This window comes from Streptomyces sp. NPDC003456 (assembly GCF_042878735.1).
In the GTDB taxonomy this organism is placed as follows: domain Bacteria; phylum Actinomycetota; class Actinomycetes; order Streptomycetales; family Streptomycetaceae; genus Streptomyces.
This window is the reverse complement of the sequence record NZ_JBIAOK010000003.1, coordinates 1020157-1039176: the sequence shown is the minus strand read 5'-3', so window position 1 is coordinate 1039176 and position 19020 is coordinate 1020157. Positions and strand designations below refer to the sequence as shown.

At 73.8% G+C, this 19020-nt stretch carries 22 protein-coding genes; 5 read left to right on the top strand and 17 right to left on the bottom strand.

All coding sequences use genetic code 11. The annotated features are described in order from the left end of the window. Positions 1 to 134: 134 nt before the first annotated feature. From ACFYWG_RS15610 to hisI, 5 genes are all read right to left on the bottom strand, one after another. Positions 135 to 569 carry a DUF2752 domain-containing protein gene (locus tag ACFYWG_RS15610; RefSeq protein ID WP_389201673.1) on the bottom strand — a complete coding sequence of 145 codons (435 nt, stop codon included), beginning with the start codon at positions 567 to 569 and terminating at the stop codon, positions 135 to 137. Between the two features lie 83 nt (positions 570 to 652). Further along, a complete protein-coding gene (locus ACFYWG_RS15605; RefSeq protein WP_376323828.1) occupies positions 653 to 904 on the bottom strand; it encodes an HGxxPAAW family protein in 252 nt (83 codons plus the stop codon). 127 nt (positions 905 to 1031) lie between these two features. After that, positions 1032 to 1676, bottom strand: coding sequence for a TIGR02234 family membrane protein (locus tag ACFYWG_RS15600; RefSeq protein ID WP_383503574.1), 645 nt, complete (start codon positions 1674 to 1676; stop codon positions 1032 to 1034). 41 nt (positions 1677 to 1717) lie between these two features. Next, complete coding sequence (locus ACFYWG_RS15595) at positions 1718 to 3199, bottom strand: anthranilate synthase component I (protein WP_389201670.1); 1482 nt, start codon at positions 3197 to 3199, stop codon at positions 1718 to 1720. Between the two features lie 11 nt (positions 3200 to 3210). After that, a complete protein-coding gene (gene hisI / locus ACFYWG_RS15590; protein WP_376323823.1) occupies positions 3211 to 3606 on the bottom strand; it encodes a phosphoribosyl-AMP cyclohydrolase in 396 nt (131 codons plus the stop codon). Positions 3607 to 3729: 123 nt separating this feature from the next. Here hisI and ACFYWG_RS15585 point away from each other — a divergent pair, with 123 nt between their 5' ends. Continuing rightward, positions 3730 to 4365, top strand: a complete 636-nt coding sequence (locus tag ACFYWG_RS15585) for a TIGR03085 family metal-binding protein (protein ID WP_376323821.1) — start codon at positions 3730 to 3732, stop codon at positions 4363 to 4365. 48 nt (positions 4366 to 4413) lie between these two features. On the opposite strand, the gene hisF is transcribed toward ACFYWG_RS15585, so the two are convergent. Genes hisF through hisD form a run of 8 tightly spaced genes read right to left on the bottom strand, consistent with a single transcriptional unit; the run spans position 4414 to position 10153 of the window. Next, complete coding sequence (gene hisF, locus ACFYWG_RS15580) at positions 4414 to 5169, bottom strand: imidazole glycerol phosphate synthase subunit HisF (protein WP_376323819.1); 756 nt, start codon at positions 5167 to 5169, stop codon at positions 4414 to 4416. Between the two features lie 13 nt (positions 5170 to 5182). Continuing rightward, positions 5183 to 5593 carry a RidA family protein gene (locus ACFYWG_RS15575; protein ID WP_376323817.1) on the bottom strand — a complete coding sequence of 137 codons (411 nt, stop codon included), beginning with the start codon at positions 5591 to 5593 and terminating at the stop codon, positions 5183 to 5185. Beyond that, positions 5590 to 6318 carry a bifunctional 1-(5-phosphoribosyl)-5-((5-phosphoribosylamino)methylideneamino)imidazole-4-carboxamide isomerase/phosphoribosylanthranilate isomerase PriA gene (priA, locus tag ACFYWG_RS15570; protein ID WP_383503571.1) on the bottom strand — a complete coding sequence of 243 codons (729 nt, stop codon included), beginning with the start codon at positions 6316 to 6318 and terminating at the stop codon, positions 5590 to 5592. The genes ACFYWG_RS15575 and priA overlap by 4 nt, the downstream gene beginning before the upstream one ends. After that, positions 6318 to 6962 carry an imidazole glycerol phosphate synthase subunit HisH gene (hisH, locus tag ACFYWG_RS15565; protein WP_376323814.1) on the bottom strand — a complete coding sequence of 215 codons (645 nt, stop codon included), beginning with the start codon at positions 6960 to 6962 and terminating at the stop codon, positions 6318 to 6320. The genes priA and hisH overlap by 1 nt, the downstream gene beginning before the upstream one ends. Further along, positions 6959 to 7123 carry a hypothetical protein gene (locus ACFYWG_RS15560; protein WP_376323812.1) on the bottom strand — a complete coding sequence of 55 codons (165 nt, stop codon included), beginning with the start codon at positions 7121 to 7123 and terminating at the stop codon, positions 6959 to 6961. Before ACFYWG_RS15560 ends, hisH begins: the two co-directional genes overlap by 4 nt. Beyond that, a complete protein-coding gene (gene hisB, locus ACFYWG_RS15555) occupies positions 7120 to 7713 on the bottom strand; it encodes an imidazoleglycerol-phosphate dehydratase HisB (RefSeq protein WP_376323810.1) in 594 nt (197 codons plus the stop codon). Before hisB ends, ACFYWG_RS15560 begins: the two co-directional genes overlap by 4 nt. Further along, positions 7710 to 8831, bottom strand: a complete 1122-nt coding sequence (locus tag ACFYWG_RS15550; protein ID WP_383503570.1) for a histidinol-phosphate transaminase — start codon at positions 8829 to 8831, stop codon at positions 7710 to 7712. The genes hisB and ACFYWG_RS15550 overlap by 4 nt, the downstream gene beginning before the upstream one ends. After that, on the bottom strand, positions 8828 to 10153 hold the full coding sequence (hisD, locus tag ACFYWG_RS15545) for a histidinol dehydrogenase (RefSeq protein ID WP_389201665.1): 1326 nt from the start codon (positions 10151 to 10153) through the stop codon (positions 8828 to 8830). Before hisD ends, ACFYWG_RS15550 begins: the two co-directional genes overlap by 4 nt. A gap of 178 nt (positions 10154 to 10331) precedes the next feature. Between hisD and ACFYWG_RS15540 the strand changes: the two genes are divergently transcribed. The 4 genes from ACFYWG_RS15540 (at position 10332) to ybaK (ending at position 14322) form a co-directional block, all read left to right on the top strand. Continuing rightward, positions 10332 to 11909, top strand: a complete 1578-nt coding sequence (locus ACFYWG_RS15540; protein ID WP_376323806.1) for an oxidoreductase — start codon at positions 10332 to 10334, stop codon at positions 11907 to 11909. A gap of 121 nt (positions 11910 to 12030) precedes the next feature. Further along, positions 12031 to 13056 (top strand): hypothetical protein, encoded by a 1026-nt coding sequence (locus ACFYWG_RS15535; RefSeq protein ID WP_376323804.1) that lies wholly within the window; start codon positions 12031 to 12033, stop codon positions 13054 to 13056. Positions 13057 to 13067: 11 nt separating this feature from the next. Next, a complete protein-coding gene (locus tag ACFYWG_RS15530; RefSeq protein ID WP_383503568.1) occupies positions 13068 to 13808 on the top strand; it encodes an LON peptidase substrate-binding domain-containing protein in 741 nt (246 codons plus the stop codon). 10 nt (positions 13809 to 13818) lie between these two features. Further along, the gene (gene ybaK, locus ACFYWG_RS15525) at positions 13819 to 14322 is read left to right on the top strand and encodes a Cys-tRNA(Pro) deacylase (RefSeq protein WP_385418002.1); all 504 of its coding nucleotides are present in this window, start codon (positions 13819 to 13821) and stop codon (positions 14320 to 14322) included. Between the two features lie 441 nt (positions 14323 to 14763). Here ybaK and ACFYWG_RS15520 read toward each other — a convergent pair whose 3' ends face one another. From ACFYWG_RS15520 to ACFYWG_RS15505, 4 genes are all read right to left on the bottom strand, one after another. Then, positions 14764 to 15456: an AAA family ATPase gene (locus tag ACFYWG_RS15520; protein WP_389201662.1), complete on the bottom strand. Its 693-nt coding sequence runs from the start codon at positions 15454 to 15456 to the stop codon at positions 14764 to 14766. Between the two features lie 56 nt (positions 15457 to 15512). Next, the gene (locus tag ACFYWG_RS15515; protein WP_376323797.1) at positions 15513 to 16334 is read right to left on the bottom strand and encodes an ABC transporter permease; all 822 of its coding nucleotides are present in this window, start codon (positions 16332 to 16334) and stop codon (positions 15513 to 15515) included. A gap of 173 nt (positions 16335 to 16507) precedes the next feature. Beyond that, positions 16508 to 17482 (bottom strand): ABC transporter ATP-binding protein, encoded by a 975-nt coding sequence (locus ACFYWG_RS15510; protein WP_389201830.1) that lies wholly within the window; start codon positions 17480 to 17482, stop codon positions 16508 to 16510. 124 nt (positions 17483 to 17606) lie between these two features. After that, a complete protein-coding gene (locus ACFYWG_RS15505; RefSeq protein ID WP_383503566.1) occupies positions 17607 to 18827 on the bottom strand; it encodes an NYN domain-containing protein in 1221 nt (406 codons plus the stop codon). Positions 18828 to 19020: the final 193 nt, after the last annotated feature.

Genomic DNA, 19020 nt, shown 5'->3' with positions numbered 1-19020 from the left:
CGGCCCCCTTCCAGACTCTTGACAGTTCCAGCGACCGATCGAAAACCGATGGTCACTGCGATGGTATCCGCAGCGGGGCGTAGGCCCCGCATCCGGTTGACGCCGGTCCCACTACCTGGACGTCCACGAGATGATCAAGGATGGAGCCAGTCACCGAAGGGCAGGTTCCGGACAACCGTGAAGACCAGCAGCAACGCCCCGAGGCCCCACATCAGCCCGGCAGGGGGGTCGATCCGCAGCGGGCGCCCGCGGACGGCGTGGACCACCCAGACGGTCCAGAGCACGGCGAAGGCGAGGTAGCCCGCGACGGCGAGCGCGTTGTCCTGGAGGGCGGCGGTGAGGTCGCCGTGGACGAAGGCGTGGGCGCTGCGCAGTCCGCCGCAGCCGGGGCAGTACAGGCCGGTGTACCGCAGCAGCGGGCAGGCCGGGTAGTGGCCGGGGTCGTGGGGGTCCACCGCGCCGACGTAGGCGAAGGCCGCGGCCACGGCCGCGAGCACCCCGGCGGGGACCGCGAGGCGGCCCGGGAGGCCGGCCGTCACCCGGCGGCGGTCGGTGTTCACAGCAGGCATTGTGCCCCCGCACACGGGCGAGGGGCGGCCACGGCACGTGCGTGCCGGCCGCCCCTCGTGCGAGGACGCCTGGTGCGCCCGGCTCAGCCCTGGGCGCCGGCCGGCTCGCGGTCGCCGGTCGTCCGGTGCGGCTGGTCGTGCTCCTTCGGCTGGCCGAGGCCCATCATGCGCATGATGCCGCCGACGACACCGCCGAGGAGGGTGATCGCGATGCCCGCCCAGAAGCCCGCCGGCTGGTCCATCACCATGAAGGCGCCCGCGACGCAGAAACCGATGAAGGCGATGATGACACCGGTCCAGGCGGCCGGGGTGTGACCGTGGCTGCTGCCCGCCATTGCTTGCTCCTCGTTGCTGTGTGCGTGTCTGAGCAGGACGCTCGGCCCCATTGTCCCGCACGCGCACGCGCCGGATGACCGGGGGTGCGTCCGACCGCGGAGGCCTTCCGCGGCGCGCCCGTGCGGGTCAGGCTCCGGTGGGGTCCTCGCCCCGGTCCAGGGCCTTCCACAGGTCCTCGGGCCGGTCGGGGTCGGCCGCCGGGGCCGCGCGGCGCGGCTGGGGCCTGCTGCCGCCGCGCTCGTAGCGGCCGGACATGCCCGGCCACAGGCGGCCGTAGCGCAAGGCGAGCAGCCCGGCGAGCAGGATCAGGACGCCGCCGACGGCCGCGACGTAGGGCCAGGCGGTGTGGCTGAGGGCGCCGACGGAGGCGGAGGTGTCGCCGGTGGCCTGGGCGGCCTGCTCGTCGAGCGCGGAGCTGTCGGAGGCGCCGAGCAGGGCCGCGGCGACGATGCCCGCGCCGGACAGGGCGAGCAGTCCGGCCACGACGAGCCGGCCGGCGCGGCGCACGGCGAAGACGGCGACGAGCGCGGCGAGGCCCACGACGGCGAGCGCCGCCGGGACGCCGGTGACGTCGCTGCCCTTGGCGGTGAGGGGGAACGCGCCGCCGGCCACCGTCGCGGTGCCCTCCGACCACTGCTGCCGGGTGGCGAGCAGGGCCACGGCCGCGCCGAGCGCGCCGCCCAGCAGGGCGACGGCGAGGCTCAGGCGGCCGGCCCGGGCGGGTCCGGCGGCTCGGGAACGGGGGTGAGGTACGGCAGTCACGTACTCCACTATCGCCTGAACCCCGGGCGATACGTCACCCGGGGTTCGTCTCAGGCTCCGGCCAGGCGGTTGGCCGTGTGCACGGCGCGCAGCACCGCGGCCGCCTTGTTGCGGCACTCGGTGTCCTCGGCGGCCGGGTCCGAGTCGGCCACGACACCCGCTCCGGCCTGCACGTACGCGGTGCCGTCGCGCAGGAGGGCGGTGCGGATGGCGATGGCGGTGTCGGAGTCGCCGGCGAAGTCGAGGTAGCCGACGCAGCCGCCGTACAGCCCGCGCCGGGACGGTTCGAGTTCGTCGATGATCTGCATGGCGCGGGGCTTGGGGGCGCCGGAGAGGGTGCCGGCGGGGAAGCAGGCGGTGAGGACGTCGAAGGCGCTGCGGCCCTGCGCCACCCGGCCGGTGACCGTGGAGACGATGTGCATCACGTGCGAGTAGCGCTCGACGGACATGAAGTCGACGACCTCGACCGAGCCGGGCTCGCACACCCGGCCCAGGTCGTTGCGGCCCAGGTCGACGAGCATGAGGTGCTCGGCGCGCTCCTTGGGGTCGGCCAGCAGTTCCTCGGCGAGGGCCTGGTCCTCCTGCGGGGTCGCGCCGCGCCGGCGGGTGCCCGCGATGGGGTGCACCATGGCCCGGCCGTCCTCGACCTTGACCAGGGCCTCGGGCGAGGAGCCGACGACGTCGAACCCGTCGAAGCGGAAGAGGTACATGTACGGCGAGGGGTTGGTGGCCCGCAGCACCCGGTAGACGTCCAGGGCGCTCGCCGTGCAGGGCGTCTCGAAACGCTGGGAGGGCACCACCTGGAAGGCCTCGCCGGCGCGGATGCGCTCCTTGATGTCCTCGACGGCCTCCTGGTAGTCGGGGCCGCCCCACAGCGCGGTGTACTCGGGCAGTTCGGAGGGCGGGAGCACGGCCGGGGGCTGGGCGACCGGGCGCGTGAGGTCGGCCTGCATGGCGTCGAGGCGGGCCACGGCGTCGGCGTGGGCCTCGTCGACGCCCGTCTCCAGGTCGTTGTGGTTGATCGCGTTGGCGATCAGCAGGACCGAGCCCTCCCAGTGGTCCATGACGGCGAGGTCGCTGGTCAGCAGCATGGTCAGCTCGGGCAGCCGGAGGTCGTCGCGCTCGCCGGGGCCGATCTTCTCCAGGCGGCGGACGATGTCGTAGCCGAGGTAGCCGACCATGCCGCCGGTGAAGGGCGGCAGGCCCTCCTGGTGGGGGGTGTGCAGGGCCTCGATGGTGGCGCGCAGCGCCGCGAGCGGGTCGCCGCCGGTGGGGACGCCGACGGGCGGGGCGCCGAGCCAGTGGGCCTGCCCGTCGCGCTCGGTGAGGGTGGCGGCGCTGCGGACGCCGACGAAGGAGTACCGGGACCAGGAGCGGCCGTTCTCCGCGGACTCCAGCAGGAAGGTGCCGGGGCGCTCCGCAACGAGCTTGCGGTAGAGCGCCACCGGGGTGTCGCCGTCGGCGAGGAGCTTGCGGGTGACGGGGATGACCCGCCGGTCGGTGGCGAGCTTGCGGAACGTCTCGAGGTCCATGGCCTGTGACCTTACTGATCCGTGGCGGGGCCGCCGGTGCCGCCGTCCTTCAGCAGCACGTCCTCGTCGAAGCAGGTGCGCGCGCCGGTGTGGCAGGCGGCGCCGACCTGGTCGACCTGGACCAGGATCGTGTCGGCGTCGCAGTCCAGCGCGACGGACTTCACCCACTGGACGTGGCCGGAGGTGTCGCCCTTGACCCAGTACTCCCGGCGGCTGCGCGACCAGTAGGTGCACCGGCCGGTGGTCAGGGTGCGGTGCAGGGCCTCGTCGTCCATCCAGCCGAGCATCAGCACCTCTTTGGTGTCGTACTGCTGGGCGATGGCGGGCAGGAGGCCGTCGGCGCTGCGCTTGAGGCGCGCGGCGATCTCCGGGTCGAGGCGGCCGGGTCGGTCGGACGTGCTGGTCATGCCGACCATTGTGCCGCGCCGCGCCGCCGGACCCGGTCCCGTGTCCACAAGGCGGACCGGCGCGGCGGCCCCTTCCGGCACGTCCGCTGGGCGGACCGGGGGGCCGGTCGTAGGCTGGGCGGCATGTCGACCCATGCCAAGCGTGAACGACTTCTCCTCGCCGACCTGTTGGAGACCGCGGGCCCGGAGGCGCCCACTCTCTGTGAGGGCTGGCGGACCCGGGACCTCGCGGCCCACGTGGTGGTGCGCGAGCGCCGCCCGGACGCCGCCGGCGGCATGCTGATCAAGCAGCTCGGGCCCCGGCTCGACCGGGTGATGGCGGAGTACGCGGACAAGCCGTACGAGGAGCTGATCCAGCTGATCCGCACGGGTCCGCCGCGCTTCTCCCCGTTCTCCCTCAAGCCTGTCGACGAGGCCTCGAACATCATCGAGTTCTACGTCCACGCCGAGGACGTCCGCCGGGCCCAGCCGGACTGGTCCCCGCGCGCGCTCGACCCGGTCTTCCAGGACGCCTTGTGGTCCCGCCTGGAGCGCACGGCCCGCCTGATGGGCCGGGGCGTCCCGACGGGCCTGGTGCTGCGCCGCCCCGACGGCCAGACGGCGGTCGCCCACCGCGGCACCCCGGTCGTCACGGTCACCGGCGAGCCGTCCGAACTGGTCCTGTTCTCCTACGGCCGCCAGAGCGCCGCCAAGGTGGACCTGGCCGGCGACGAGAACGCCATCACCACACTCCGGCAGTCGAAGCAGCTCGGGATCTGAGAAGGCCCCGGCCGCGCGGACGCGACCGGGGCCCGGAGTAACGCCGGCTCACCGCACCGGGTGGCCCGCTTCCCTCAGGGTCTGCTTGACCTGGCCGATGCGGAGGTCGCCGAAGTGGAAGACGGAGGCGGCCAGGACCGCGTCCGCGCCCGCCTCGACCGCCGGGGGGAAGTGGGCCAGGGCGCCCGCTCCGCCCGAGGCGATGACCGGGACCGTGACGTGCTTGCGCACGGCCCGGATCATCTCCAGGTCGTAGCCGTCCTTCGTGCCGTCCGCATCCATCGAGTTGAGCAGGATCTCGCCCGCGCCCAACTCGGCCGCGCGGTGGGCCCATTCGACGGCGTCGATGCCGGTGCCGCGGCGGCCGCCGTGGGTGGTCACCTCGAAGGAGCCGGACTCGGTGCGGCGCGCGTCGACCGACAGGACCAGGACCTGGCGGCCGAAGCGCTCGGCGATCTCGCGGATCAGTTCCGGGCGGGCGATGGCCGCCGTGTTGACGCCGACCTTGTCCGCACCGGCCCGCAGCAGCCTGTCGACGTCCTCGGCCGTGCGCACGCCGCCGCCGACCGTGAGCGGGATGAACACCTGCTCGGCCGTGCGGCGCACCACGTCGTAGGTGGTCTCGCGGTCGCCCGACGAGGCGGTGATGTCCAGGAACGTCAGCTCGTCGGCGCCCTCGGCGTCGTACACCTTGGCCATCTCGACGGGGTCGCCCGCGTCGCGCAGGTTCTGGAAGTTGACGCCCTTGACGACCCGGCCGTTGTCCACGTCCAGGCAGGGGATGACTCGGACCGCCAGGGTCATGAATCGTGCTCCTCTAGATTTCCGCTGAGGGAGTGCCTCTGAATGCTTCGACTTCCACCGACACCAGGATCCGGGAGTCGATGAACCCCTGCACGACCAGCAGGGTCGCGGCCGGGCGGACGGCGTCGAACAGCTCCTTGTGGGCCCGTCCGACCGCCTCCACGTCCCGCGCGTGGGCCAGGTTCACCCGGGTGCGGATCACCGAGTCGGCGGTGAGGCCGAACTCGGCGATCGCCTCCAGGGCGGTGGTGAAGGCCACCTTGGCCTGTTCGTAGGGGTCGCCCTCGCCGTAGAGCACGTCGCCCTTGAAGGCGGTCGTGCCCGCGACGAGCACACGGTCACCCGCCGCCACGGCCCGCGCAAAACCGAAGGACTCTTCCCAGGGACTTCCGCTCTGCACACGCCGTACGGCTTCGGACGTCATGACGACACAGCCTCCAAGGCTTCTTCCAGGGTGAACGCCTTCGCGTACAGCGCCTTCCCTACGATCGCGCCCTCGACACCGGCCGGTACGAGACCGGCGATCGCGCGCAGGTCGTCCAGGGAGGACACGCCGCCGGAGGCGACGACGGGCCGGTCGGTGGCCGCGCAGACGTTCTTCAGCAGCTCCAGGTTGGGGCCCTGCAGCGTGCCGTCCTTGGCGATGTCGGTGACGACGTAGCGGGCGCAGCCCTCCTTGTTCAGGCGCTCCAGCGTCTCGTACAGGTCGCCGCCGTCACGGGTCCAGCCGCGGCCGCGCAGGGTCGTGCCCCGGACGTCCAGGCCCACCGCGATCTTGTCGCCGTGCTCGGCGATGACCTTGGCGACCCACTCGGGGGTCTCCAGGGCGGCCGTGCCGAGGTTGACGCGGGTGCAGCCGGTGGCGAGGGCCGCGGCGAGGGTGTCGTCGTCGCGGATGCCGCCGGACAGCTCGACCTTGATGTCCATCGCCCCGGCGACCTCGGCGATCAGCTCACGGTTGTCCCCGGTGCCGAACGCGGCGTCCAGGTCGACCAGGTGCAGCCACTCGGCGCCGGAGCGCTGCCAGGCCAGGGCGGCCTCCAGCGGGGAGCCGTAGGAGGTCTCCGTGCCGGACTCGCCGTGCACCAGGCGGACGGCCTGGCCGTCACGGACGTCGACGGCGGGCAGGAGTTCGAGCTTCGAAGCCATCAGAGGGTTCCGATCCAGTTGTTCAGCAGCTGGGCTCCGGCGTCGCCGGACTTCTCGGGGTGGAACTGCGTGGCCCACAGGGCGCCGTTCTCGACGGCCGCGACGAACGGCTTGCCGTGGGTGGACCAGGTGACCTTGGGGGCCTCCATCGCCGGGTTGTGCGTCTCCAGCGACCAGTCGTGGACGGCGTAGGAGTGCACGAAGTAGAAGCGGGCGTCCGCGTCGAGGCCGGCGAACAGCCGTGAACCGGGCGCCGCCTCCACCGTGTTCCAGCCCATGTGGGGCACGACCTCGGCCTGCAGCGGCTCGACCGCCCCGGGCCACTCGTCGAGTCCGTCGCTCTCCACGCCGTGCTCGATGCCGCGCGCGAAGAGGATCTGCATGCCGACGCAGATGCCCATGACCGGCCGGCCGCCGGACAGCCGGCGGTCGATGATCCAGTCGCCGCGCGCCTCGCGCAGGCCCGTCATGCAGGAGGCGAAGGCGCCGACGCCGGGCACGAGCAGGCCGTCGGCGTTCATGGCCTTGTCGTAGTCACGGGTGATCTCGACGTCCGCTCCCGTGCGGGCGAGGGCGCGCTCGGCGGAGCGGACGTTGCCGAAGCCGTAGTCGAAGACGACGACCTTCTTCTGCGGGCTGCTCAATTCCACACCTCCAGCCTCAGCACGCCGGCGACCAGGCACATGGCCGCGCCGATCGACAGCAGCACGATCAGTCCCTTGGGCATCTTCTGCTTGGCGAACGAGTAGACCCCGCCGGCCAGGAACAGGCCGACGACGATCAGCAGGGTCGAGATGCCGCTCACAGGGCGCCCTTCGTGGACGGGAGGATGCCGGCCGCGCGCGGGTCGCGCTCGGAGGCGTAGCGCAGGGCCCGGGCGAGCGCCTTGAACTGGCACTCCACGATGTGGTGCGCGTTGCGCCCGTAGGGCACGTGCACGTGCAGGGCGATCTGCGCCTGTGCCACGAAGGACTCCAGGATGTGCCGGGTCATGGTGGTGTCGTACTCGCCGATCATCGGCGCCATCTTCTCGGGCTCGGTGTGCACGAGGTAGGGGCGGCCGGACAGGTCGACGGTGACCTGGGCGAGGGACTCGTCCAGCGGGACCGTGCAGTTGCCGAAGCGGTAGATGCCGACCTTGTCGCCGAGGGCCTGCCGGAAGGCGGCGCCGAGGGCGAGGGCGGTGTCCTCGATCGTGTGGTGCGAGTCGATGTGCAGGTCGCCCTCGGTCTTCACGGTCAGGTCGAACAGACCGTGCCGGCCGAGCTGGTCGAGCATGTGGTCGTAGAAGCCGACGCCGGTGGCGATCTCCGTCTTGCCGGTGCCGTCGAGGTCTATCTCGACGAGGACCGAGGTCTCCTTGGTCGTCCGCTCCACGCGTCCGATGCGGCTCATTGACTCTGCTCCTTCTTCAGTGCACGGACCGCGTCGAGGAACGCGTCGTTCTCTTCGGGGGTTCCGGCCGACACGCGCAGCCACCCGGGGATGCCGTTGTCCCGCACCAGCACCCCGTGGTCGAGGATCTTCTGCCACGCGGCGTGCGCGCCGCCCTCGCCGTCGAAGCGCCCGAACTGCACGAAGTTCGCGTCGGACTCGACGACCTCGTAGCCGGTCGCCCGCAGCTCGGTGACCAGGCGGTCCCGTTCGGCCTTGAGCTGCTCGACATAACCGAGCAGCGTGGCGGTGTGTTCCAGGGCGGCCAGGGCGGTCGCCTGGGTGACGGCGGACAGGTGGTACGGCAGCCGCACGAGCTGGACGGCGTCGACGACGGCCGGGTGCGCGGCCAGGTAGCCCAGCCGCAGGCCCGCCGCGCCGAACGCCTTGGACATGGTGCGCGAGACGACGAGGTTCGGGCGCCCCTCGATCAGCGGCAGCAGCGAGTCGCCGTGGCTGAACTCGATGTACGCCTCGTCGACGATGACCATCGACGGCTTGGCCGCCTGCGCGGCCTCGTACAGCGCGAGCACGGTCTCGCGCGGGACGGCGTTGCCCGTCGGGTTGTTGGGGGTGGTGACGAAGACCACGTCGGGCCGGTGCTCGGCGATGGCCTGCTCGGCGGCGGCGAGGTCGATCGAGAAGTCCGCGCCGCGCGGCCCGGAGATCCAGCCGGTGCCGGTGCCGCGCGCGATCAGCGCGTGCATCGAGTACGACGGCTCGAAGCCGAGCGCCGTGCGGCCCGGGCCGCCGAAGGTCTGCAGCAGCTGCTGGATGACCTCGTTGGAGCCGTTGGCCGCCCAGACGCCGGCCGTGCCGACCCGGTGGCCGGAGGTGTCGGTCAGGTACTCGGCCAGCCGCGTGCGCAGCTCGACCGCGTCCCGGTCGGGGTAGCGGTTGAGGTTCCTGGCCACCTCCCTGACCCGCTCGGCGATGCGCTCGACCAGCGGCTCGGGCAGCGGGTAGGGGTTCTCGTTGGTGTTCAGCCGTACGGGGACGTCCAGCTGGGGCGCGCCGTAGGGGGACTTGCCGCGCAGCTCGTCGCGTACGGGGAGATCGTCGATGCGTACGTCGCTCACTTGCCCTGCGGAACCTTCCAGTCGAACCTCGCCTTGATCGCCGCGCCGTGGGCCGGCAGGTCCTCCGCCTCGGCCAGGGTGACCACGTGGTGCGCCACGTCGGCCAGGGCCTCGCGGGTGTAGTCGACGATGTGGACGCCGCGCAGGAAGGACTGCACGGACAGGCCCGAGGAGTGGCAGGCGCAGCCGCCGGTGGGCAGGACGTGGTTGGACCCGGCCGCGTAGTCGCCGAGCGACACGGGCGCCCAGGGGCCGATGAAGATCGCGCCGGCGTTGCGGACCCGGTCGGCCACGGCGGCGGCGTCGGCGGTCTGGATCTCCAGGTGCTCGGCGCCGTAGGCGTCGACCACCTTCAGTCCCTCCTCGATGCCGTCGACCAGGACGATCGCCGACTGGCGGCCGGACAGGGCCGGCACGATCCGGTCAACGACGTGCTTGCTGGCGGCGACCTGCAGCTCCAGCTCCTTCTCGACGGCCTCGGCGAGGTCGGCGGAGTCGGTGACCAGGACCGCGGCGGCCAGCGGGTCGTGCTCGGCCTGGCTGATCAGGTCGGAGGCGATGTGCACGGGGTCGGCCGTGTCGTCGGCGAGGACGGCGATCTCGGTCGGGCCGGCCTCGGCGTCGATGCCGATCTTGCCGGTGAAGTAGCGCTTGGCGGCGGCGACCCAGATGTTGCCCGGGCCGGTGACCATGTTCGCCGGGGCGCAGGACTCGGTGCCGTAGGCGAACATCGCGACGGCCGTGGCGCCGCCGGCCGCGTAGACCTCGTCGACGCCGAGCAGGGCGCAGGCGGCGAGGATGGTCGGGTGCGGCAGGCCGCCGAAGTCGGCCTGCGCGGGCGAGGCGAGCGCGACGGACTCCACGCCGGCCTCCTGCGCGGGCACCACGTTCATGATCACGGAGGACGGGTACACCGACCGGCCGCCGGGCGCGTACAGCCCGACGCGCTCGACCGGGATCCACTTCTCGGTCACGGTTCCGCCGGGCACGACCTGGGTGGTGTGCGTGGACCGGCGCTGCGCGCGGTGCACGGTCCGGGCGCGGCTGATGGACTCCTCCAGGGCCGCGCGCACGGCCGGGTCGAGTTCCTCCAGGGCGCGCGTGAGCGCCGCGGCGGGGACGCGCACCTGGTCGAGCCTGACCCCGTCGAACCGCTCGGCGGCGTCGATCAGCGCCGCGTCCCCCCGATGATGCACGTCCTCGCAGATCGGACGCACCTTGTCCAGGGCGGCCTGTACGTCGAAGTCGGCTCGGGGCAGCAGGTCACGCAGGGCGGGGCCCTCGACGAGGGCGTCGCCGCGCAGATCGATTCGGGAGATCACGTGCTCAATTCTCTCAGACCCGGGTGACGCACCGGTCGCGCGTATCAGTGGCTGATACAACGCGTCGCGACATCCGGGAATCCGCCCCTCACTCCTTGCTTTCGGGCCGTCACTCTGCGGGCATGAACAGTTGTACGAAGGAACCAACCCGCGAGTATCCGGGGAGGAAGGGAGAGCTGTGACCGAGGGGGACGGCGTCCGCGCCGGTGAGCTGCCCGACGATCTGACCGCCGCCGAGGCAGGCATGTGGCAGGCGTTCCGCAACGGCAGCGTGTACGACCTGAGCAGCGGGGACGCCGTGGCGGACGATCCGCACGGCGGCGGGCCGTGGGACGAGGAGCGCACCGTGCGGGCCCGGATCGTGTGCTGGCTGCTGCTGGACGGACCGCCCGCCCTGGCCGGGCGGGTGGCGTCGCTGAAGCTCGTCGGGGTGCAGGTCAGCGGCTCGCTGGACCTGGCGGGCGGCACGGTGGAGCCGTACGTGGAGCTGCGCCGCTGCCGCTTCGAGCAGGACGTGCTGCTGCCGGAGGCCCGCTTCACGACCCTGCGGATGGTGGACTGCTCGGTGCCGCGGCTGGAGGCGGCCCGGGTGCAGACGGAGGGCGACCTGCACCTGCCGCGCTGCCGATTCCACCACGGCATCCGGCTCACGGACGCGCAGATCGGCACGGACCTGATGCTGAACCAGGCGGTCGTGCACCGGGACCGCAGCGGCCGGTCGGTCGCGGCGGACGGCCTGACCGTCGGGCAGGACCTGCAGGCCGAGCTGCTGGAGTCGCACGGCGAGCTGAGCCTGCGCGCGGCCACCGTCGGCGTGTCGCTGAGCCTGCGCGGGGCGCGGCTGGCCAATCCGTACGCCCGGCTGGCGCTGAACGCCCCGCAGCTGACCGTCGAGCGCAGCCTGTACCTGACCCCCGCGGGCGTCGGCGCACAGGCGATGAGCGGGATGACCCCGGCGGAGGGCACGCGGATCCAGCGCTTCTCCTGCGAGGGCGGCATGCGGCTGGACGACGGGCGGTTCGGCGACGCCGTCGATTTCGAGCTGGCCCGGTTCACCCTCGCGGACGACCAGGAGCTCTCGCTGCGCCGGGTGCAGACGCCGGAGCTGCGGTTCCTCGGCGAGGGGCCGGTGCGCGGGCGGGTGGTGCTGTCCGGGGCGAAGGTCGTCAACCTGATGGACCGGGCGGACGCCTGGCCGGGCCCCGGCCGGCTGCACATGGGCGGGTTCACCTACGAGAACCTCGTGCCGCGCGGGCCGTTCCCGCTGGACGAGCGGCTGGAGTGGGTCGCGGCGGCCACCGCCGAGTACAACCCGGAGCCGTACGAGCGGCTCGCGGCCGTGCTGCGGGCGGGCGGGGAGGACCAGCACGCCCGGGAGGTGCTGCTCGCCAAGCAGCGCCGGCACCGCGAGAGCCTGCCGCTCGCGGCCAAGGTGTGGGGCTACGCCCAGGACTGGACGGTCGCCTACGGGTACCGGCCGGGCCGGGCGGCGGTGTGGATGGCCGTGCTGTGGGCGGCGGGTTCGGTCGCCTTCGCGCAGGCCGGGCACCCGCCGATGAAGCGGGGCGAGCACCCGGAGTGGAGCCCGGTGCTGTTCACCCTCGATCTGCTGCTGCCCGTCATCGACCTCGGCCAGGTGGGGTTCTGGCAGCTGCGCGGCGGGTGGCAGTGGCTGGCGACGGCCCTGATCCTGCTCGGCTGGATCCTGGCGACGACGATCGCCGCGGGCGCGACCCGGCTGCTGCGGCGCAGCTGACGTGCCCGGTGGGGTCGAAGATGAGGGGCTGTCACGTTTTTGCCTTCTCTTGACCGGACGGCGTACAACTTTCCGCGATTTGCCGGAACGATCTGGCGCCGCCGCGAGCAGCCGACTTTCAATGGTCGGCACCATGGCGATGCAGTTGCCGTTCATCCGCGTGAGCCGGATGACAAGGACCCCCCACCCCACCGCCCGCCCGGACGACGACGAGGTGCTGCTCGACGCGCCCGACGCGCGGCTGAGCCCGGCGCTGGTCGCCGCCGCCCGCGGCGAGCACGGCCCGGCCGCCGCACTGCTCCTCGCCACCCGGATGGCCGGGGAGTGGGAGCGGCGCGACCGGTACGTGACCCGGCTGGCCGCCTTCGCCCGCTCGCGCCCCGCATGGCTGGACGCCTGGCTCGCCCTCGCCCCGAAGGACCCCGACGCGCTCCTGGTCGGGGCCCAGCTCGCGGTGGACCGCGCCTGGGACTCGCCGGCCCGGGCCGAGCTGCTGCGCGAGGTGAGCCCGCTGATCACGGCGGCGGCCCGGGGCGACCAGCGCGACCCGGTGCCCTGGCGCCTGGCGCTGGACCACGCCCGGGGCGCGCAGGCCGGGCACACCTACTTCGAGGAACTGTGGGCGGCCGCCGTCCGCCGCGCCCCGCACCACTACGGCTGCCACGTCGCGGCGCTGCGCTACCTGGCGGCCTCCTGGCACGGCTCGCACCGGGAGTGCTTCGACTTCGCCGACCGGGCCGCCCAGGACGCGCCCGCCGGCGCCCTCGTCCAGGCCCTCCCGGTCAGAGCCGCCTTCGGCTACCTCACCGATGGCTGCGGGCCCGAGGTGCCGCGGGCCCGGCTGGACGCGGCGGCCGACCGGGCGATCGCGCTGTCCCCGCTGCTGCCCGCGGCCGACCCCTGGCCGGCCCGGATGCGCAACCTGCTGGTCTTCGTCCTGGTGCGCCTGGAGCGCTGGCAGGACGCCCGCGAACAGCTCCGGCTGAACGGCCCGTACGCCACCTCCTTCCCCTGGGACCGGGTGTCGGAGGACCCCCTCGGCCACTTCCTGGCCGTGCGCGAGCAGGTCCGGGCCGCGGCGGCCGGGAAGCCGTCCCGGCATCCACAGGGTGAACGGGGCGGCTTCGTCCGCGGCGGCGACCATTAGGCTCTTGCGTCGTGACCACCGTCCGGCTCCCCCTCTTCCCCCTGAACACGGTGCTGTTCCCGGGGCTCGTGCTCCCGCTCAACGTCTTCGAGGAGCGGTACCGCGCCATGATGCGCGAGCTGCTGAAGACGCCCGAGGACGAGCCGCGCCGGTTCGCCGTCGTGGCGATCCGCGACGGCCACGAGGTGGCCCCGAGCTCACCCGGCCTGCCCGATCCGACCGCCCTGCCCGAGCGAGGGCCGCTGGCGGGCTTCGGCCCCGACCCCGTCAAGGCGTTCCACAAGGTCGGCTGCATCGCGGACGCGGCGACCCTCCGGGAGCGCACCGACGGCTCCTTCGAGGTGCTGGCGACCGGCACCACCCGGGTGAAGCTGCTGTCGGTCGAGGCGTCCGGCCCCTTCCTGACGGCCGAACTGGAGCCGCTGGCCGAGGAGCCCGGCGACGAGGCTCCGCCGCTCGCGGAGGGGGTGCTGCGCTCCTTCCGTCAGTACCAGAAGCGCCTGGCGGGCGCGCGCGAGCGGTCCCTCACCACCGGTACGGAGCTGCCCGACGAACCGGGCGTGGTCTCCTACCTCGTGGCGGCCGCGATGATGCTCGACACCCCGACCAAGCAGCGGCTGCTCCAGGCGCCCGACACGGCCTCGCGCCTGCGCGACGAGCTGAAACTCCTTCGCGCCGAGACGGCGATCATCCGTAACCTGCCGTCCCTGCCGGCGTCGGAACTGACGCGCGGCCCGATGAGTCTCAACTGAGCGGACCGGCATGGCGAAGAAGGCGAAGAAGCAGCAGCAGGGCGGCACGCCCGCGACGGTGGCCCTCACGGCGGCGGGAGCGCCGTTCACGGTCCACGCCTACGATCACGACCCCGCCCATCCCTCCTACGGCGAGGAGGCCGCCGAGGCGATGGGCGTCTCCCCCGACCGGGTCTTCAAGACCCTGGTCGCGGACGTCGACGGCACGCTGACGGTCGCGGTGGTCCCGGTGGCGGGCCAGCTGGACCTCAAGGCCCTGGCGGCGGCGGTGGGCGGCAAGCGGGCGGCCATGGCCGACCCGGCGCTCGCGGAGCGCACCACCGGGTACGTCCGGGGCGGCATCTCCCCGCTGGGCCAGCGCAAGCGGCTCCCGACGGTCCTCGACGCGTCGGCGTCGGCCCACGCGACGATCTGCGTGTCGGCCGGGCGCAGGGGCCTGGAGGTGGAACTCCCGCCGCAGACCCTGGCGGACCTCACGCAGGCGGTCCTGGCCCCCATCGGCCGCCCGTCCTGACGGGCCGCACCCGACCCGGACCGCGGGCGAACGCCCGGCGCGAGCCGCGCTCCGCTCAGACGCCCTGACCGGCCGCACCCGCCCCGGCTTCCGGGCGAACGCCCCCGCCGGGGCAGCGCACGGACGAGGTGCACGGCGACCCCAGCCGCCCGTCCAGACCTGGCCGCACCCGACCCCGTTCGCGGGCGAAGTCCCGGCGCGGGCCACGCTCCACCGAGACGCCCTGACCGGCCACACCCGACCCCGTTCGCGGGCGAAGACCCGGCGCGGGCCGCGCTCCGCCGAGACGCCCTGACAAGCCGCACCCGGCCCGTTCACGGGCGAAGGCCCGCGGGGGCAGGGGCACCGCCGAGACGCGCGGTGGCCGGCAGCGGCCACGGCACGTGCGGACGGGCGGCGGCGCGGGGGCCGGTGGCCTCCCGCCCGGGTCGACGGCGGCGGCTACTTGGCGGGCGGCGGCGCCCCGTACGGCCCGTCCGCGAACTCCGGCTCGGGGTCGCGCGGGCCGAACAGGGCGGTCAGCCCGAGGTGCACCACCAGCGCGGCGAGCGGCCAGGCCAGCAGCGCGCCCTTCGCCCCGAGTTCCAGCGGCGCGGAGAACGTCACCCCCTTGCCCACCTCGCGCGCGTGCGCGATCACGTCCTGCGCGGGTCCGAGCCAGACCCCGACCCGCCAGGCGAGCAGCGAGCCGAGCAGCCCGCCGACGGCCAGCCCCACCACCAGCGGCACGCCGCCGCGCCGCCGCAGCAGGAACACCACCAGGGCACTCACCAGCCCGAAGCCCAGCGCCAGCAGCACGAACGTGCCGTCGACGCCGATCGCCTGCTCGCCCTCGGTGTCCTTGAGGTAGACGACCCAGTTCCCGCCCGTCACGTCCCCGACCAGCGGGACGTGCGGCGCGAGCCACCACCACAGCAGGCCCAGCAGCACGCCGCCGAGCGCCACGGCCACGGCCACCACACCGGCCTCGCGTACTTCCGTCCTCATCCCGGGGCCGTCCTGTCCGTACCAGCCGCCTCCGGCGTGCTCGGCGTGCCCGGCGCCCGGTGCCGCGGGTCCGGCGGCCGGCGGCTGCCACGGGCCCTGGGAGGAGTGCTCGTGCGGTGGAGGCGGCGGAGTCAGCGGTGCGGTCACCCTGTCATCGTGCCAGGTGCGCCTGTGTGCCGCGTCACCGGACGATCCGTTCCGACTCACCGCACGGCCGCCCGGCGGTACGCCCAGGTGGCCACCGCCAGCGAGACGACGCCCACGGCCCCGCACACGGCGAGGTCCCCCAGGACGAACGCCCAGTCGGGGTCCGGCCCGAAGGTCCGCGCGAACGCCTCCACCCCGTAGGTCGAGGGCAGCAGGTCCCGCGCGAACCGCACGAACTCCGGCATCCGGTCCGCCGGCAGCACGCCCAGCAGCAGCGCCGCCGACATGCCCAGCTGCCCGAGCAGTGTGGCCAGCTCCGGCCGGGGCGCGAGCAGCCCGAGGGCCGCCCCCAGACCGGCGAGCGCGGCGCCCGCGAGCGGGATGACGGCCATGAGGATCCACAGATGGGCCAGCGGCAGCCCGAACAGCACACAGCCGAACACCGCCGTGACGACGGTCCCGGGCACGGTGAAGGAGGCGTACGCGCCGGCGGCGCCCAGCACCACGGCCGCCGGCGGCACCGGCAGGGTCGCGTAGTGGTCGAGCCCGCCGCTGGCCCGCAGCTGCCCGAAGTACTGCGCGAGCAGGTTCAGCGCGACGAAGGCCACGACCAGGACCGAGGAGCCGGCGACGACCGCCTGCGCCTCGGCGCCGTCGTCGACGACGCCGCGCATCAGGATCATGATGCCGACGGACTGGAAGGTCGCCACGAACAGCAACGGGATCCGCGCCACCCGCGCCCGCGACAGCTGCGCCCGGTACACGGCCGCCAGCGAGGGCCACAGCCGCGCCCGGGGGGCCAGCTCGGCCGCGCCCGCGGCGGTCTCCTCGGCGGCCAGGGCGCCGCCCGGCAGGACATCGGCGGGTACGACAGTCACGTCGCGCTGCTCCCCTTCGTCGGGTCCACTGCGGCAGTCGGTACGTACGCGGACGGCATGCTGCTCAAGCCGGCCACGTCCGGAGCCCCCCGCCCCCGGAGCACAGGCGCCCGGGGCCTGGGCGCCGGAGGCCGGTGCGCCGGGGGCGTGGGCGCTCGGCGCCCTGGTGTCGCTCACGTCCTCACCAGCCCCTGCTGTGCGGCCCCGCCCAGCGCCAGGTAGACGTCCTCCAGGCTGGGCGTGGTCAGCGTGAAGTCGTCCAGGGCGGCGAAGGCGGCCCCGCCGGTGACGGTCGCCACGACCGCCCGGGCCTCCTCGGGCCCGAGCCGCAGCGTCCAGCGCCGGCCCGACTCGGCGGCGCGGTCGCGCAGCGCGGCCACTTCCGGGACGTGCAGCGGCGCGCTCTCCCGCCACACCAGGTCGACCCGCACCTCGCCGGCGACCCGCTCCTTGAGCCCGGTCGGCGTGTCGCAGGCGATGACCCGCCCCCGGTCCAGGACGGCCACCCGGTCCAGCACCGTCTCGGCCTCGATCACGTTGTGGGTGACCAGCAGCACCGTCGTCCCGTGCTCCGCCCGCCGCCGGTCGACGGCGGACCAGACGGCCCGCCGCGCCACCGGGTCCATGCCGGTGGTGGGCTCGTCCAGCACGAGCAGCGGCCGCTCCCCCACCAGGGCCGCCGCGAAGCACGCCAGGCGCCGCTGGCCCCCGGAGAGCTTCTTCAGCGGCCGTCCGGCCAGGGGCGTCAGTGCGAGTTCGTCCAGGACGGCGTCCCGTTCGGCGCGGGCCCGCCCGGCGTCCAGTCCGCGCAGCCGCCCGGTGGTCTCGGCGGCGAGCGACACGGTCAGTTCGTCCAGGGCCGTCGACTCCTGCCCCAGGTAGGCCAGGATGCGCGCGGCCCGTTCGGGATGGCGCACGATGTCGTGGCCGAGGATCTCCACGCTGCCGCTGTCGGGGCGCATCAGTCCGGTGAGCTGCCGGACGAGGGTGGACTTGCCGGCGCCGTTCGGCCCGAGCAGGCCGAAGATCTCGCCGCGGCGGATGTCCACGTGCACGTCGTCCGTGGCCCGGACCTCTGCCGCGGCGGGCACGCCGCGCCGGCCCCGCACCGCGGGATAGGTCTTGGTCAGCCCGCGCACCGCGCACACGATGTCCCCATCGTGCCGAAATGCCTGTGCCGCGCGCGTACTCACAAAGGACGAGACTACGGGGTCGGCGACCCCGGCCGGTTCCCGGGGCGGCGGACAGCGGGAAAATCCGTCCGCGCGATCCTCAGTCGCCGGCCGGGGCGTGCTCCACGCCCGTGCGGACGCCGATCTCCTTCCAGAAGCCGCCCCGGATGGCGTAGCGGTCCCGCTCGTCGATCTGGTCGTCCTTGTGGGCGAGCAGGCCGAAGCGGGCCGCGTAGCGCAGCAGCTCCCCGTCGACGCGGTGCGGGATCCGGGGGTACATCCCGGACAGTCTCTGCAGGTGGACGGGGTCCCCGAGGCGTTCGACCCAGCGCCGGGCGAAGACCTGCCCGACCTCGTGGGGGTCGCCGCCGACCGTGGTGATGTCCTCCTCGCGGTCGGCCCACCGCTGCTCGGCGGTGGTCAGCTGGGCGAGCGTCGGCATCGAGGCGGCCTCGGGGGGTTCGGGTGCGGGCCGGTCGACCCACCCTTTGTCGGAGGACCAGCGCAGGGTGGCGGAGGCGGGCTGCTGCCGCTCGTGCTGGGTGCCGGGGGCCCGCAGGGCTGCCAGGTCCTTGGGCGTGGGGACGCCTCCTTTGGCGGCGGCGGGCACCCGCTCGCCGGTGCCGTTGGAGACGGGGGCGGCGGCCTGGTGGTCGGGTTGCGGGGCGGGCCGCTCGGGCGGGGCGGACAGGGCGGAGTCGGGCAGGGGCGCGGAGAGGATCGCGGCGATCTCGGGCCGGGGCACGGGCTGCGGGGCGCACGCCCCGGTCTGCTCCTTGGCGCGGACGGCCTTGGTGATCCACGTCCGGTCCAGGACGCGCCGCTCGTCGGCCTCGGCGACCAGGTCCTCGGACTGGTTGTAGTCGCCGTCGGCGGCCTGCACGGCCCACAGGTGGACCGCCACGCCGTGTTCCTTGGCAGCCATCATGCCGGGCAGCAGATCACCGTCGCCGGTGACCAGGACGATGTCGGAGCAGGCGCGGTTGCGGGCCAATTCGGTCAGCTCGGCGTGCATCGCCGCGTCCACGCCCTTCTGCGCCCAGCGGCCGTCACTGCGGGTCAGGGCGCCCAGGCGGACGGTGACCCGGGGCATCACGCGCAGCCGGCGGTGCTCGGGCTGCGGGACGCGGTCGGGGGCACCGTCGAACCAGTAGATGCGCAGCAGGGGCTGCGCGGTGTCCGACTCGGCGCGCTCGCGCAACGCCTGGATGAGGGCGGCGTGGTCGACGGTGATGCGGGATCGCGAGGGCTCCCCGGCGAGGAGGCTCGCCGCGGCTCCCAGCAGATATCCGGCGTCCACCAGGACGATGCAGCGGTCCACGCGACTCACCCGCTTCCCAGGAGGTTTGCTTCGGGGCTCGCTTCGAGTCTGCCCGACGGCGCGGAGGTTAACGGCCGGAACTCGATCTTCGGCGTGGCGTTTCGCCCCGCCCTTCTCCGACTACCCCTGTCACGCACGGTGATTGCCCGACATGCGGTGCGTGTCGGCGTGTGTGAATCTGGTCCCGGCCCTG

Excerpts from the sequence above, each read along its gene's own strand:
- ACFYWG_RS15605 (WP_376323828.1), bottom strand. The coding sequence starts at position 904 with ATGGCGGGCAGCAGCCACGGTCACACCCCGGCCGCCTGGACCGGTGTC.
- ACFYWG_RS15595 (WP_389201670.1), bottom strand. The coding sequence starts at position 3,199 with ATGGACCTCGAGACGTTCCGCAAGCTCGCCACCGACCGGCGGGTCATC.
- ybaK (WP_385418002.1), top strand. The coding sequence starts at position 13,819 with ATGGCGAAGAAGGCGAAGAAGCAGCAGCAGGGCGGCACGCCCGCGACG.
- hisB (WP_376323810.1), bottom strand. The coding sequence starts at position 7,713 with ATGAGCCGCATCGGACGCGTGGAGCGGACGACCAAGGAGACCTCGGTC.
- ACFYWG_RS15575 (WP_376323817.1), bottom strand. The coding sequence starts at position 5,593 with ATGACGTCCGAAGCCGTACGGCGTGTGCAGAGCGGAAGTCCCTGGGAA.
- ACFYWG_RS15535 (WP_376323804.1), top strand. The coding sequence starts at position 12,031 with ATGGTCGGCACCATGGCGATGCAGTTGCCGTTCATCCGCGTGAGCCGG.
- ACFYWG_RS15610 (WP_389201673.1), bottom strand. The coding sequence starts at position 569 with ATGCCTGCTGTGAACACCGACCGCCGCCGGGTGACGGCCGGCCTCCCG.
- hisI (WP_376323823.1), bottom strand. The coding sequence starts at position 3,606 with ATGACCAGCACGTCCGACCGACCCGGCCGCCTCGACCCGGAGATCGCC.
- hisF (WP_376323819.1), bottom strand. The coding sequence starts at position 5,169 with ATGACCCTGGCGGTCCGAGTCATCCCCTGCCTGGACGTGGACAACGGC.
- priA (WP_383503571.1), bottom strand. The coding sequence starts at position 6,318 with ATGGCTTCGAAGCTCGAACTCCTGCCCGCCGTCGACGTCCGTGACGGC.
- ACFYWG_RS15585 (WP_376323821.1), top strand. The coding sequence starts at position 3,730 with ATGTCGACCCATGCCAAGCGTGAACGACTTCTCCTCGCCGACCTGTTG.